Below are 13,540 nucleotides of genomic sequence, written 5' to 3' on the forward strand. Positions count from 1 at the left end.
TCTTCAACGGACCATCATGAACAAGGAAGCAACGCTTATGAAGAAGCCAACCGCCAAAATCCGGGAAGAGATTGCTCGCCTGCAGGAGCAACTCAAGCAGGCCGAAACACGTGACGCCGAGCGCATCGGTCGGATCGCGCTACGGGCAGGGCTCGGAGAGATCGAGATAGAGGAGGGTAAACTTCTGTCGGCGTTCGAAGAAGTCGCGGCTCGGTTTCGGGCACAGGCGAGACCCGCTCAGGGGCGCAAGCCTGCGACCACGCCGCCGAACGGCGCTGGCGAGGCTGCGGGCCGGTCTGCTGAGGCTTGAGCGGGTGCAAAAGATGTCGACGGCAGAGGCTCGGAAAAAGGACGCGCGGGAAAAGATCGAACTTGGCGGCCTGATCGTCAAGGCCGGCCTGCGCTACGAGAAGCGCGCGCTCTTGCTCGGGCTTCTGATCGATGCCAGCGCACGGATAAAGGCTGACGAGGCGGAGCGAACGCGTCTGAGTGAACTCGGTGCGAAGGCATTCGCCGATGACGCCTAAGCGGATCCTTGTCGCCGGTATTCCGGCCGTAGCCATGGTGGCCATCGCTTTGACTTTCCCAGGCATCGAACGGTGGCTCTCAGCATTCGGAACGACGGATCAGGCGAAGCTGATGCTGGGGCGGATCGGGCTTGCATTGCCCTATGCACTCGCCGGGGCATGTGGCGTCATGTTCCTGTTCGGCACCAAGGGATCGATCAACGTCAAGACATCAGGTTGGAGCGTTGCCGCGGGCGGTCTCGGCGTCATCGCCGTCGCAGCTCTTCGCGAGGGATCGCGTCTGTTGACCTTTGCCAGTCAGGTGCCCGCGCGCAGGACGCTTCTGTCCTACGCCGACCCTTCGACCATCATAGGAGCGGGCACCGCGCTGCTCGTCACCTTCTTCGCGCTGCGCGTCGCCAGGATGGGCAATGCGGCCTTTACCCGAAGCGAGCCGAGACGCATCCGGGGCAAACGCGCCCTGCACGGGGAGGCCGATTGGATGACGATGCAAGAGGCGGAAAAGCTCTTTCCGGAAACAGGAGGCATCGTCATCGGCGAGCGATATCGTGTCGATCGCGACGATCCGGCCGCCACGTCGTTTCGGCCTGGCGAGCCGACTTCCTGGGGGAGGGGAGGTTCCCCACCGCTGCTCTGCTTCGACGGCTCGTTCGGCTCATCGCATGGGATCGTTTTCGCCGGTTCAGGAGGTTTCAAGACGACCTCTGTTACGATCCCGACGGCGCTCAAATGGGGCGGCTCTCTCGTCGTGCTCGATCCGTCCAACGAGGTGGCGCCGATGGTGATGGAGCATCGGCGTAAGGCAGGCCGGCGCGTTATCGTTCTCGATCCGAAGAACGCCCAATCCGGCTTCAACGCGCTCGACTGGATCGGTCGCCACGGCGGCACCAAGGAAGAGGACATCGCAGCCGTCGCGTCGTGGATCATGAGCGACAGCGGTCGCGCGACCGGCGTCCGCGATGACTTCTTCCGCGCGTCCGGTCTTCAGCTGCTCACCGCCATGATCGCTGACGTCTGCCTGTCCGGCCATACCGATGAGAAGCACCAGACGCTGCGACAGGTGCGGGCCAATCTCTCAGAGCCGGAACCTAAGCTCCGCGCGCGCCTGCAGGAGATCTACGACAATTCCGCTTCCGATTTCGTGAAGGAGAATGTCGCCGCTTTCGTCAACATGACGCCGGAGACCTTCTCTGGCGTCTACGCCAATGCGATCAAGGAAACGCATTGGCTAAGCTATGCGAACTACGGCGCCCTCGTTTCCGGTTCCAGCTTCTCCACCGAGGCGCTGGCCGATGGTGAAACCGACGTCTTCATCAATATCGACCTCAAGGCTTTGGAAACCCATGCCGGCCTGGCGCGCGTCATCATCGGCTCCTTCCTCAACGCGATCTACCATCGCGACGGGGCGATCAAAGGCCGGGCACTGTTTCTCCTCGATGAGGTGGCGAGGCTCGGCTACATGCGGGTGCTGGAGACGGCGCGCGACGCCGGCCGGAAATATGGCATTACGCTCACGATGATCTATCAGTCGATCGGCCAGCTGCGGGAAACCTACGGCGGTCGTGACGCGTCCAGCAAATGGTTCGAAAGCGCCAGCTGGATCTCGTTTGCGGCAATCAACGATCCGGAAACCGCAGACTATATCTCCCGTCGATGTGGCACGACGACAGTCGAGATCGACCAGGTCAGCCGCAGTTTCCAATCGCGCGGGTCGTCACGAACCCGCTCGAAACAGCTCGCTTCAAGGCAGTTGATCCAACCGCACGAAGTCCTTCGCATGCGTGCTGACGAGCAGATCGTCTTCACCGCGGGCAACGCGCCATTGCGATGCGGCCGCGCGATCTGGTTCCGCCGGTCGGACATGAAGTCATGTGTCGGCGAAAACAGGTTTCAACAGCGCGGTGATCGTCCAGAAGTCTCAGCTTCGGCCGAACCGAACTAAACGCGGGAGGATCCATCAATGCGATATTGGGAAGCCTGTGAGGCTCAGGTTTCGGCTGAAGACGCGATCGAGGAATGCCGCATCCACGAAGTGGCGGCCGCCGTCCGAGAAGGTGACAAGGCATTGGTCGATGAAGCTGCTGGTGAGGTCATTGCTCATGCCGACGAGGAGGGGGAATATTATGGTGCGGATATCCTCGGCTATCTCGGGTACTGATCAATGCCGCGGTGACCGCGAGAAGATCGTGACCGAAATGGGCGAAGACCGCTTGCGGGCTTCGTTCGCCGTGGCGAATAGAGCCGTACGCCGAAGGCGGATCGCCCAAGACCTAACGTTTCGAACGCTTCACCAGATTGAATCGATCACGCGAAACCGATTCATAATTGTCGTTGGACCGCGGACTCCGTACGCGCGATTCTCAGTCATGATCGCACAGCCCTACCAGCTCTATGTCGAACGCAAGGACCGCGCCAAGAACATGGCTCGCTACTATGCCATGTCGATCGAGGCCAACCTGTTCGGTGAACTTTGCCTGACCCGGCGATGGGGACGGATCGGCAGCAAGGGCCAGACATTGACCCACCACTTCGAGCGGGAGCAGGATGCGGTTGCCCTCTTCCTCGACCTGACCCGACAGAAGCGCGCTCGAGGCTATCGAACGCGGTCAGCTGCAACCCGCGAATCTGATAGTTGCGCTCCATCTACCGTCATCGAGCTTGGGGCAATCAGGTGAAATCAATTCTGACAGGCGTCATTTCCGCCGCTGTTCTGCTAGGCGCAATCTTGATTGTCCCGCATGTTGAAGCGGCTCAATCTGGTCTACCCGCAACGTACCCCAAATGTGCGTCCGGCGCCCGTTACAACTGCGTCGTCGATGGTGATACGCTGTGGATCTACGGCCAGAAGGTGAGAGTTGCCGATATCGACGCCCCGGAGATCAGCACCCCGAAATGCGCGTCGGAACTGACACTTGGCAACAAGGCAACAGAGCGGTTGATCGAGCTCGTCAACGAGGGACCATTCCAACTCCAGGCGTGGCCAGGCCGCGATACGGATCGTTACGGCCGCAAGCTCCGGGTTCTCGTCCGGGAAGGACGAAGCCTCGGCGATCGGCTGGTGTCGGAAGGCCTGGCGCGGACCTGGTCGGGCCGGCGCGAGCCCTGGTGCTGAGGATCCGGCCCGCCAAAGCGGGCCGAGGCGCCTTACGGGCGCCGGTTCCAGTCGGTCTCGAAGTTGACCTCGATGTCTACGAAGAAGGGGATCTTGATCGCGACCTTCAGGCCGAGTTTACCCTTGCGGACGAAGTGACCGACGACCTTGCCGAGAGTGCGCAGGCGGCGGCCGGTAGCGGCGAGGAATTTGGCGAGCTGTTGGATGATCTTTCTCCTGTGATTGCGTTTCATCGCGGGGATGAGATGTGCCTCGGGAAGGAGTGCTGCATCGGCACGACCGCAGCGAAGCGGAGGACCTGAGAACGACTGAATTTTGCTGCGCGAGGAAGCCGAAGGCGGGGAAAATTCTGGCGGCATCAGGTTGCGGCACGACGCTCGAGACGCACCATCCCTGATGTCGATGATATGGGATCACAGGAGAACCGCGACGGTCGATAATGGCGCGGCGCTATCGGTTGCCCTCAGTGAGGGGGCTCCCAATCGAAGATGTTGCCCTGCAGGTCGACGGCCGCCGCAAGCTCCGCCTGAGCGACATCCAGCTCGGCCTGGATCTGGCGACGCTCACCGGCGTCGCAGGCATTATGAACGCTCGCACCGTTATCCTTACAGTCAAGCGCAGACCCTGCGAACTTGTCGCTCACGCGATCGGCCTGAACCATTCCCAATTGAGAGGCAGCCTTTGCCACCTCTCCGCGTCTAAGATTTGATCCGGTTCTGGCGATGCCATCGGCCCTAGACGGCACGAGCCGCATGAACGGGGATTCCGGTTTCCCGTGTGATATCCTTTACGATTTGTGCCAGCGAGCCGAGCTCGTCCTCCGTCAACGCAACCAATTCCGGACAATCGATATCGACGCCGCTGTAATCCGCCGTCAAGGCGTTGATCCAGTCGCTGCCGTTAATGCGATATTCATGCGTGTCGAAATCGATTTCGAGGTCGTCCAACAAGCTGATGGCGCAGCGTCCGAAAATCTCGGTCTCGCCGTCCAGCTGATAGGCGGCTTCGTCGCCGGTGAGAACGCTTCGTTCCAATGCCATGATGGTCTGGATACGAGCGATTGCCGCCTCAAGTCCTTCAACCAGGCGGTCATGAAGCTCTTGCAAGAAATCGGTGTCGCAGCCGACCCGATCTGCGAGGACGACGAGCCGGAAACCGACGAGCTTGGCGTAGAGCATGAGGTTCTGATCGGATGTCATAGTGGATCTCCTTCATCTTGATGACGGAGATCGGCCGCTCTGTTGCAATGAGGGGTCAAGGACCGCGAAGCGGCTTGCAAGCGGGGGAACCGATTTTTCCAGAGCGCAGTGCAACGCAGCGGCGGAAAAATTGGGGGAGACCGCGCCGTCCTTGACGCCGGATTTGCTGGAGCAGAATAGGACGTCAGAGAGAGAAGAGACCCGCGGACCCGAAGGGGACGCGACCGATTCCGGCGTGAGCCGGCGGGGAGTGTCGAGGGGTGAAATCCCTGACAGCTTGGTCGGCCGAGCGATCCGGCTGACCAAGCTCACGGATGCGGCAAAAGCCCCCTCAGAAGGGGGGCTCCGCCTTGAGCCAGCCATCCTTCTCGGCAATGATGACGGCCAGCTCGGCGCGCGCCAGCTCGAGTTCGACCTCGATCTCGCGACGTTCGTCGGGATCGATGCACTCCCTGAGCTCGGACCGCAGTTCTTCGATCTGGATTTCAATGTCGTAGGTCATCGTCTGATCTCCTTGGATGTGAAAGACGACGACAGCGGCCGGGAGGGGATGGCGGGGTCAGGGATCGCGCAAGCGACCGGCAGGGCCGGGGAGTGGGGGAGCCGATTTTCGGAAGGCGCCACAGGCGGCTGCAGAAAATTGGGGGAACCGCTCATCCTTGAGGCCGGCATGCGCGAGCGGCACACTCCCGGTTTCTGAGCAGCTATCCCTCCCTCCCGTGTGCCACCAAAAAAGCCGGACCAGGCTCGAAGCCTGATCCGGCTTTAGATATTTGCCGAGGGAAAGACCCCGCCCTTTCGGGCGGGGCCGGAGTTCTCAGTCCCGGTTCGGCCGGGACCAGATCAGCTGGTAGCCATCTTCGCCTTCGACCTCGGAGAGCGTTGCGTAGATGGGGGCGGGGAAGCTCGGGTCATCGAGCTTAACCGAGAGGTAGTCGCGGTCGGTCTGTTCCGAGCGCTTCTGCCAGGCGGCGCCGAGTTCAACGGCTCCCGCGAAGATGCGGAACTGCGGGCCCTTGTCGGAGGGATTTTCGATGCGGGCGATGCGGGCCTTGACGTTGAGCGCGAGGGTGCGGATCGAGCCGGTGAAGCCGTTTTCGGTAGAGGTGAAGGTGCCGATAGTAGCCATTGTCGTATTCCTTTTCGCTGTTTCGGGCCGCTCTATTGCGGCCTCGATGGCAGTCGCAAAGGCCGGGGACGATCGGACCGCATCCGTAGGGCCGGAACAACGTGGAGGGCGGCGCGGAGACACTTTCTTGTTTCGCGAGGAATGACGGCGACCTGGGGTCCCCACTCGACCTGTCGCGTGGGGTGGGTTCCGGCAGGGGATGAAAGTTTCGGAGCGCCGTTGCGGGAATACGAGCGAGGCGTAGCCGCTCTCCGGCCAGACATGCCTCATCGAGCCCGCGAATGGAGCCCTGTCGTCAAGGGAAAGGGATATGGCAATGGCGGGCCCGCACCGGGGAATCGAGGTGAACTGCCACAGCTGGTCAGCAATCTGACATAGCTACCACAACGATATGCACATTCTTCGCATGACGTCCGATCAAGGTCCGCTTGCGAGACGAACTTGCCGCGATAGAGTTGCCCCGCGAATCATCGCCTGGAGGATTTATGGCAAAGCAGACGAAACCGTTTATCGTCGAAATCAAGCAGTCCCGGAAGCTGAAGCCTTCCGCTCCTAAGCCGTCGATCTGGGGAAGGTTAGACTTGAGCACTACGGAAGATCTGGCTCCCGCTGACCCGTTGACAGAGCCGGCCACCACCGAGAGCGGCGACCGACCGTAAGCCTACCTGAAGCGTTCAAGCACTCAAGCAGCGTCCCGAAAGTTGGCCGCCTCCGGCTGTAGCCCGTGAAGGAAGACCGTTGCGCGCTGCGCATGGGCAGCCGCCTGGAAGATCGCCCGCTTGTCGTCGGCCAGCACCTTCAACCAGGACTGAAGGTACGACGCGTGATCAGGCCGCGGCTCGAGTTCAGGGGCTATCCCGAGGTCCGCGCAAAGGAAACAACTGCCAAGCTCGGCAATCAGCTCTTCGCGGGCACGTTCGCTCCTGTCTTTGGCATAACGTGACAGGTCTCGGCCGACGCGGTTCTCGGCGGCAGTCCAGTGCGTCGCTTCGTGGCTGAGCGTAGCATAAAAGCTCGCCGCATCCTTAAACGTCTCGAAGGGCGGCATCTGGATGAGATCAGGACCTGGCGCATAGAATGCCTGATTGCCACCATGGCGGATCACCGCGCCGGTATTCCGGAAGAACCGGTCCGCCTGCTCGATACGCTCAACATGGTCCTGGGCTGGCGCCGGCCGGTAATAATAGTGGTCGGGCAGACCATCGATCTGTTCGACGTTGAACACGGAATAGGCCTTCAGGAAGGGAATTTCCCGATCGACCTCACCACCTTTTCCGTCCGCTTCGGATTTGGTGAACCGGCTCGCGAACACGATCGTCGATCCGGTCTCGCCCTTTCGAACGGCGGCCTCGAGTTCCAACGCCTGCTTGAACGTCATCCACATCGACGAAGCAAAGCCACGCGACATCTGCTCTGACCAGAGCAGGAGAACGTTCATGCCCGAATAGGGCTGGCCGTTGTGGCGGAGCGGGCGGGTGATCCGGCCATCCGTATTCGCCGCATTCCAGGGCTTCATCCAGGGGCGGACCCCGCTTGCGAGGTCCTCGAGGATCCGATCGGTAATGCGGGAATAGATGTCGGTGCGCTGGCTTTCGACCTTCTTGCTCATTTCTCATCTCCACTATTCGGAGCCGCGCCAATCGCGGCCCCGTCGCGCAGGCCAAGGTCAGGAGCCATGAGCCGACGGCTTGCACCGGAACGGCCGAAACGAAGTGGAGGACGGCGAAGCCGTTGCCTGACGTGGGCGGCTCCTGCAGGTCCGACGCACGAGACGGGCCGCAACGGCTCGATCAAATTCCTATTTCCGCTTTCCCTCCATCGAGAGCCGGCATGAAAAAAGGCCGCCCCAAAGAGACGGCCTCTAACGATAAGGGGGGGCGGGCCCCGCCGCATGGTGTCAGTCGAAAGCGGACATCTGGGCCGCGGCCGCCTTGCGATCCACAGAATGTCCGGGGTTTTCGACTGGGCGATCGAACGGCTTCCAGCTCTCACCGACGATATGCTTGTAGGCGGCGACGGCACCTTCGGCTGCCATCCGTAACGCGTGAGCCTGGATGCCCATGTCGGCGGCGAATTCCCGCTTGCGGTGGGCGGCGCTATCGTAGCCGACGGGACCGTCGAGGTCTTCGTCGCGGGCATCGTTTGCCGCCTTGGCCGTGGCATCGCGTGCCTGGGTGACGGCATTGCTGTAGAATTGGCCGGCGCCGTGGGCGGAGCCGACATAGGCGCCGACGATGCGCTGCAGGTGGATCTGCATGGCCCGGTCACCGAGGCCTTCGCTGAGAGCATCCGCGGTCTCGGTGATGAGCCGTTCGTGGAGGTCGCGGATCCCCTCGCTGTCGATGACGGCGGTCCCGAAGCTTTCGGCGATCTTGATCGCCTGGGCGCTGTCTGGGCAGGTGAGGCGGACCATTTCGACGGTGGCGCCCTTGCGGAGCTGGACGACCCGGGCGGTCTGGCGAGTGGTTACGGGCTTGGCCATGTCTCTTCCTTTCGAGCCGAAGTGGTTCCGGCCCCGTGCCGGCTTGCCCTTCGGTGCGGTCGACCCGAACCGGCGGAAGACGGGCGCTTCAAGATCCGGGCGTGCCAGGCCAAGCGGAGCCGATCTGCGAGCCGGCAGGGCAACCGCCCTGCGAGGCCGAGCGGAACTGCTCCGCGCAGGACGGCGGGTTCCGGCCGCCCCGCGGCGCGATAGCGGCCTTGAAGTGGACGGCCGCTGGCTCAGACCGCAGCAAAACCGAAGGACAAACCGTCACGGTGCCATCACCGGACACGACAAGGATATGGCTCCAGCCCGTTCTACTCCTCGCTTTTGCCGATGCCCACATGCGAGACCGCTGCGTTCCCGTCGGACTGGCTCCGCAATACTGCCTTCGGCAACCGGTAGGATTGAAGCCATGTGGGACCATGGGTGTTACGGAGACCGCGCAAGATCCCGCCATCGTCATAAGGCGGTCCACCCCCCATCCAGACATCGCTGAAGATGCTCTTCCAGCGTCGTCCATGCCTGGCGGCATACGCTTGTAGTGCAGCTTCCTGATCGTCGCTCGGGGCTGGCCATTGCTGGCGCCTGTGTTTGGCAGCACGCAATTCGGTCCCGTTGCGCTCTGCGATCATGCGCTTGAGCTCGGCCACGCCCGCGTCAAGGCATGCTTTCCCTTCGAGATGATGAAACCGCAGCCAGAACGCAGTTCGCTCAGCATTGGAAGATCCGATCCCGGCGTTCCGCTCGAGGTCACCTATTGTTGCCATGTCATCAGCCCTCCGGACTCGAGTGTGGGCCGGCAGAAGATAAACGGTCGCGTAGCGCTGCGATCGCAGCGTCCTGTCGAGCCAGCTTTCTTGATAGGGCTTCGGCCTCTGGCTGACGCTCTGCTGTGAGGCCGGCTAGGTTGGCGCGATAGCGCTCGAGCAGGGTGCGGCCATCGGGCGCCTTTCCGCGATGGTAGCCAGTCTGGCGCCTCGCAAGCTTCGGCAGGATTGCCGTCATCCGGCGGGTGATCTGCCTGTCAATGAGTTCCAACTGCCTCTGGGTCTGACGGCGGGCGTCCTCCATGCGAGAGAGCTGGGTTTCGGGTGACATTACCGGTGCCATCATGCCGCCCTCGCGCTCCAACCGACGAAGCTCGACGGACCATCATAGGCGGCATGACGCGCGAGATCGATGACAAAGCCAAAGCGACCGCGCCTACCATATTCTTCATGAGGAACGAGAAAGCGACGCTCCTCTCGCTGGGGTTCGCGATTGCCGCCTCTCTTGGCGAACACCTCAGTCATGCCGGAGTGGTGAGAGGAGATGATTGCAGAGATGACGATCCAGTCGTCAGCATGCACGCGATCAAACTCAGCGCTATCCTTCAACCAGGATTCCCCGGCGCTGAGCTGACGGCCGCGAAGCTTCTCCCAATAATCCGGGAAGGTGTTGCGCGCGGCCTCATTGGCGCACTGGCGCTCGTAGCCGGTGAAGAGATCCGGGAACGTCAAGGCGACGATCGCCCATTCGCTATCTTCCTCGTACCAACCGCCCGCGCTGCGAACCGAGGCATCGACCTGAAGATTTCGATCGGGAGAAAGATGAAAGCCGCCATGTCCTGAGGTCGAGTGGCTGACAATTCCCTCGGCATAGATCGTCGCCAGCTGCGAGCCGCCCCATGGCGTGCTTGCCGACATGCGTGTCTGGATGCGGGAGAAGGCTGAAAGTTCCCGCATGTGCTCCGCGGTCTCGATTGCGCGGAGACGGAACGCCGCTTCGTCCTTCACGCGCCCATCGTGGCGATAAAAATGGTGACGCCGCACTTCGGCTAACGGCTTGGTGATGCGCCAAGCACTGGCCAGAAAGAAGTCGCCGCTTCCGTTGGAGATCAGGCCGAGGAGGATTTCGCCGATGCGTGCAACAGGAAATCCGTCGGCGCTTGTCCCGAACTCGACGCCATCGGCGGCTGAGGAGATGGATACTGGGTCTGTGGCGGAGGTAAATGATGCTCCGTTCATGGTCGGGCTCCTTTGTTTGAAGGTCCTGAAAAGCAAACCGCCGCCGGGATGACCGGCGGCGGAGCGGAAGATTTGGAAAGGACTGGTGGGATTACTCGGCCGCGATCCCGTAGGCCGTTTCGTGGTCGTCGAGCGTGCCCGGACCCTCATCCGCTTCGACCATGTCGGAGACATCAACCTCTCCATGCCCGTCATTAGCGACGATACCGCCGTCAGTGCCATCGTCGGTCTCGCCCTCATCCTGCGGGGTCGCTTCGTGATCAAGATGCTTGAGGAGGGCGAGAACCTCCGTCGGCTCCGGCGCGAACAGAGCAGACGGATGGACGAGGTTCGTATCGCCTTCGAAGTGGGTGACGAGAGCTGAGCGGGTCTCGCGGACACGCGCACGCGGCTCGACACCGGCATCCTTGGCGACGGTTTCAAGGGCCCGACGCGATAGGGATGCGAGGAAATCCTCCATGCCCATGTTCGGCAGGTAGCTGTCCGCACCGATCGCCTGGCCGGCGACACGGGACACGACGCCGCTGTTCGACATGCCGCGACGGCATGAGAGCACGTCGATCAGGGCTGCACGTGCAGCGCCGCGAACTGTATCCATGTCGAAAGACAGCTTGCCATCCTCGGTGAAGAGGCGAGCGGCATGGCGGCCGAAGCGCGCACCGCCGTAAAGGTTGCCGCCCGCGCCGGAGTCGACGCGAACGTTCTGTCCCGCGAAGGCAAGCACGAGCAGCGCCATCAGCATATCGTCTTCGATCAGAGCGCGGCCGAGGGCATCGTGCAGGGCGTCGGTGCGGAAATCGCCAATCATATCCTGACCCTTCTGGGTAACATCCGGGCGTGCCTTCGGTGTTGAGCCGGTATCGTCATTGATGGCGCTCTCGGCACCATTTGCACTGTCGCCCTTCGGCTTCGCCGCCTCGGGCATGCGGTAGTAGACGGTCTGAACCTTGCCGTCGCGATTGAGATAAAGGCCTGTGTCGTCGGATTTCGAGGGCTTGCCGTAGACCTGGCTTGCCTTCTTCGGCAGTTCCGGCTGACCCCAGCTGTTGACCTCGACGATCGCGCCGCGCTTCGGCAGATTGGACGTCATCCATTCGTGCTGGGCGCCGAGAAAACCTTCGACGTTGGTGGTGTAGCGGCTGTCCTGGTCGGCCGGCGCGAACAGATCTTCGACCCATTCGATGCCATAGGCCTCGCGCAGATCATCGCCGAAGCTGGCATCCTTGGCATACATGCGCTTCTTGGTCAGGGCATTGGCGATCGACCACCAGGCAGCGGTGTCGCCCTTCTTCGGCTTGTGCGCCTTCCAGACTTCCTTCTGTTCGACCTCACCGGCGGCAGCAATGATCCGCAACTGCTGCTCGGAGGGCATATCGCCCAGCGCCATCTGCTCGAGCATCGCCGGCAGAACGTTTGCAAGCAGGCGTAGCTTGCGGATCTGGCGAACGGGGAGCGCCAGCGCGACGGCGATCGCTTCCTCGGTCCAGCCGAGTGCGACGAGCCGCTCGATACCCCGCCATTGGTCGACCGGGTTTAGCGCTTCGCGCACGCTGTTTTCGACCATCGAGCGCATGGCGCCGTTGTCGTTCGCAGCATCCACCACGAGGATCTCGATTTCCCCGAGGCCCGCAGCGATCGCGAGGCGCACTCGGCGATGGCCGGCATCGATGATGTAGCCATTGCCACCATCCGCTTCGGGCGCAACGATGGGCGGCTGGACGATACCGACGGCTTTGATCGTCGCCAGCATCAGCGCATCGGCCTGTGGCGACGATTTCGTCTGACGCATGCGGTCGGGGTTTTCCTTCAGAGCGCGGGGATCGATCGTCTTGATCTGCATGGGACTGTCCTTTCGGGAGGGTTACGAGCCGGCGCCTTGCCAGCCCTTCCTGTCTTCATTTTTCTCGAAGACACCTCCGGGACCGCGGGGTCGGCCGAACTGCCGCAACTGCGGCCGAGCATCCCTGCTGGGCAGGACGAGCGGGGCATCTGCCCTGCGAAGGACAACCGGCCGGGATCGCACAGGCGGCGGTTGAGCGGAAGCGGCGGCAGGAGGACCGATCTGCGACCGGTTCCATTTTCTTTCCTATACTTCGCCCCTTTTCTAATTTACATCGCAGCGATTTCCGGTTCATCATGCAGCGCCAGATCTGCGTATAGACGCGGCCCGTCTGAAAGACTTAGGGGCGCCGTTTCAGAAGCGAGAACGCATCAGCCACTATCCTCTTCAGCATCGCCTTTCGATCGGCCTCGACCGCGGACGTTGGGGCAGGGTGAGTGGCCGGAACCGGCCCGCCATCCTCAGGATCCGCAACCGGATCTGCGAGTGAGATAGCCGGTTTCGCAGCAACGACGATGTGCGAGACGGTCGTTTCGTCGGACTTCACAGTGACGGCGACTTTGTTGCCGGATCGGATCTGGTCGACCGCAATTCGAGCAGCGGCCTCCTCGTCGTCGGCTTCAATGAGAGAGGTCTGGATTACAAGATAAAAAGGCATGGGTTCCCGCAGTGTTATTCTTCAGGTCTCATCGCGCGCGCATCGGTCAAGGCGCCAAAAGCGAAAACGAAATCCGTATCTCGTATCCACATCGACTTAGCGGCCGAAGCGAAAAGGGCGCTCGACCCGTGCGGGGAGCGCCCTTTTCTCTGATCCCGGACGATATCGAAAGCCGCGGCGGTTGCCCGGCGGCAGGACATCATCGAAACGGGAAGTGATGCTCAGATATTGTTGATAGCCACAGATTTCAAGTCGCGGCGTGAGCGACCCCCTGATAGATGTCGCCGCCCATCCGATAACTCCCAAGTCGAGGCAAGATGAGCACGGACCCCAACACCCGGAAATCCATCGCGCAGCGGGCCATCGACAGGGCGAAAGGCCATGGCGTGCCCATCGATGAAAATCCGGCCTTCATCGCGCTTCTCGACGAATGGGTTCGCGGCGAGATCGATATGAAGCAGATGCGGGAGCGCTACCTCGGCAGACTCGCCCTGCAGGAGGCCGAGCAACGCGGCCGCCTCGCGCGCAGGCGAGCACGACCGGAACCAGGCGAGACCTGAAGACCTCCGGTTCCGGCCGCAGTT

At 61.9% G+C, this 13,540-nt stretch carries 19 protein-coding genes; 7 read left to right on the forward strand and 12 right to left on the reverse strand.

Annotation, left to right across the window (positions count from 1 at the left end; genetic code table 11):
- Window positions 1-16: 16 nt before the first annotated feature.
- The 6 genes from traC (at window position 17) to HJB89_RS27460 (ending at window position 3,639) form a co-directional block, all read left to right on the forward strand.
- Complete coding sequence (traC, locus tag HJB89_RS27435) at window positions 17-310, forward strand: conjugal transfer protein TraC (RefSeq protein WP_011654744.1); 294 nt, start codon at window positions 17-19, stop codon at window positions 308-310.
- Window positions 311-323: 13 nt separating this feature from the next.
- The gene (gene traD / locus HJB89_RS27440; protein ID WP_018010302.1) at window positions 324-527 is read left to right on the forward strand and encodes a conjugal transfer protein TraD; all 204 of its coding nucleotides are present in this window, start codon (window positions 324-326) and stop codon (window positions 525-527) included.
- Window positions 517-2,469 (forward strand): Ti-type conjugative transfer system protein TraG, encoded by a 1,953-nt coding sequence (gene traG / locus HJB89_RS27445; protein ID WP_011654742.1) that lies wholly within the window; start codon window positions 517-519, stop codon window positions 2,467-2,469. Before traD ends, traG begins: the two co-directional genes overlap by 11 nt.
- 18 nt (window positions 2,470-2,487) lie before the next feature.
- A complete protein-coding gene (locus HJB89_RS27450) occupies window positions 2,488-2,685 on the forward strand; it encodes a hypothetical protein (protein ID WP_086935601.1) in 198 nt (65 codons plus the stop codon).
- A 208-nt stretch (window positions 2,686-2,893) separates the two neighbouring features.
- Window positions 2,894-3,202, forward strand: coding sequence for a WGR domain-containing protein (locus HJB89_RS27455; RefSeq protein WP_032981063.1), 309 nt, complete (start codon window positions 2,894-2,896; stop codon window positions 3,200-3,202).
- A complete protein-coding gene (locus HJB89_RS27460; RefSeq protein ID WP_011654740.1) occupies window positions 3,199-3,639 on the forward strand; it encodes a thermonuclease family protein in 441 nt (146 codons plus the stop codon). Before HJB89_RS27455 ends, HJB89_RS27460 begins: the two co-directional genes overlap by 4 nt.
- 32 nt (window positions 3,640-3,671) lie before the next feature.
- On the opposite strand, the gene HJB89_RS27465 is transcribed toward HJB89_RS27460, so the two are convergent.
- The 12 genes from HJB89_RS27465 to HJB89_RS27520 all read right to left on the reverse strand — a co-directional run bounded on the left by HJB89_RS27465 (window position 3,672) and on the right by HJB89_RS27520 (window position 12,956).
- Window positions 3,672-3,872 carry a hypothetical protein gene (locus tag HJB89_RS27465; RefSeq protein ID WP_128409067.1) on the reverse strand — a complete coding sequence of 67 codons (201 nt, stop codon included), beginning with the start codon at window positions 3,870-3,872 and terminating at the stop codon, window positions 3,672-3,674.
- A 230-nt stretch (window positions 3,873-4,102) separates the two neighbouring features.
- Window positions 4,103-4,282 (reverse strand): hypothetical protein, encoded by a 180-nt coding sequence (locus tag HJB89_RS27470; RefSeq protein WP_244432391.1) that lies wholly within the window; start codon window positions 4,280-4,282, stop codon window positions 4,103-4,105.
- A gap of 91 nt (window positions 4,283-4,373) precedes the next feature.
- Window positions 4,374-4,838, reverse strand: a complete 465-nt coding sequence (locus HJB89_RS27475; protein ID WP_011654737.1) for a hypothetical protein — start codon at window positions 4,836-4,838, stop codon at window positions 4,374-4,376.
- Between the two features lie 331 nt (window positions 4,839-5,169).
- Window positions 5,170-5,340, reverse strand: coding sequence for a hypothetical protein (locus tag HJB89_RS27480; RefSeq protein WP_165419764.1), 171 nt, complete (start codon window positions 5,338-5,340; stop codon window positions 5,170-5,172).
- Between the two features lie 315 nt (window positions 5,341-5,655).
- On the reverse strand, window positions 5,656-5,967 hold the full coding sequence (locus HJB89_RS27485) for a DUF736 domain-containing protein (protein WP_011654735.1): 312 nt from the start codon (window positions 5,965-5,967) through the stop codon (window positions 5,656-5,658).
- A gap of 682 nt (window positions 5,968-6,649) precedes the next feature.
- Entirely contained in the window at window positions 6,650-7,576 is a 927-nt protein-coding gene (locus tag HJB89_RS27490) for an ArdC family protein (RefSeq protein ID WP_011654733.1), read from the reverse strand.
- 288 nt (window positions 7,577-7,864) lie between these two features.
- Complete coding sequence (locus HJB89_RS27495) at window positions 7,865-8,449, reverse strand: hypothetical protein (RefSeq protein WP_011654732.1); 585 nt, start codon at window positions 8,447-8,449, stop codon at window positions 7,865-7,867.
- A gap of 317 nt (window positions 8,450-8,766) precedes the next feature.
- Window positions 8,767-9,219, reverse strand: a complete 453-nt coding sequence (locus HJB89_RS27500) for a hypothetical protein (protein WP_011654731.1) — start codon at window positions 9,217-9,219, stop codon at window positions 8,767-8,769.
- 4 nt (window positions 9,220-9,223) lie between these two features.
- Window positions 9,224-9,565 (reverse strand): hypothetical protein, encoded by a 342-nt coding sequence (locus tag HJB89_RS27505; RefSeq protein WP_032981051.1) that lies wholly within the window; start codon window positions 9,563-9,565, stop codon window positions 9,224-9,226.
- The gene (locus tag HJB89_RS27510) at window positions 9,562-10,653 is read right to left on the reverse strand and encodes a DUF7007 domain-containing protein (protein WP_311044383.1); all 1,092 of its coding nucleotides are present in this window, start codon (window positions 10,651-10,653) and stop codon (window positions 9,562-9,564) included. The genes HJB89_RS27505 and HJB89_RS27510 overlap by 4 nt, the downstream gene beginning before the upstream one ends.
- Window positions 10,550-12,298: a ParB N-terminal domain-containing protein gene (locus HJB89_RS27515; protein ID WP_041936704.1), complete on the reverse strand. Its 1,749-nt coding sequence runs from the start codon at window positions 12,296-12,298 to the stop codon at window positions 10,550-10,552. Before HJB89_RS27515 ends, HJB89_RS27510 begins: the two co-directional genes overlap by 104 nt.
- Before the next feature lie 340 nt (window positions 12,299-12,638).
- Window positions 12,639-12,956 (reverse strand): hypothetical protein, encoded by a 318-nt coding sequence (locus HJB89_RS27520; protein ID WP_011654728.1) that lies wholly within the window; start codon window positions 12,954-12,956, stop codon window positions 12,639-12,641.
- A 317-nt stretch (window positions 12,957-13,273) separates the two neighbouring features.
- On the opposite strand from HJB89_RS27520, the gene HJB89_RS27525 reads away from it, so the two are divergent.
- Complete coding sequence (locus HJB89_RS27525) at window positions 13,274-13,516, forward strand: hypothetical protein (protein ID WP_041936703.1); 243 nt, start codon at window positions 13,274-13,276, stop codon at window positions 13,514-13,516.
- The last annotated feature ends 24 nt before the right edge of the window (window positions 13,517-13,540 follow it).

The organism is Rhizobium sp. NZLR8 (assembly GCF_019685025.1).
Classification (GTDB): Bacteria; Pseudomonadota; Alphaproteobacteria; order Rhizobiales; family Rhizobiaceae; genus Rhizobium.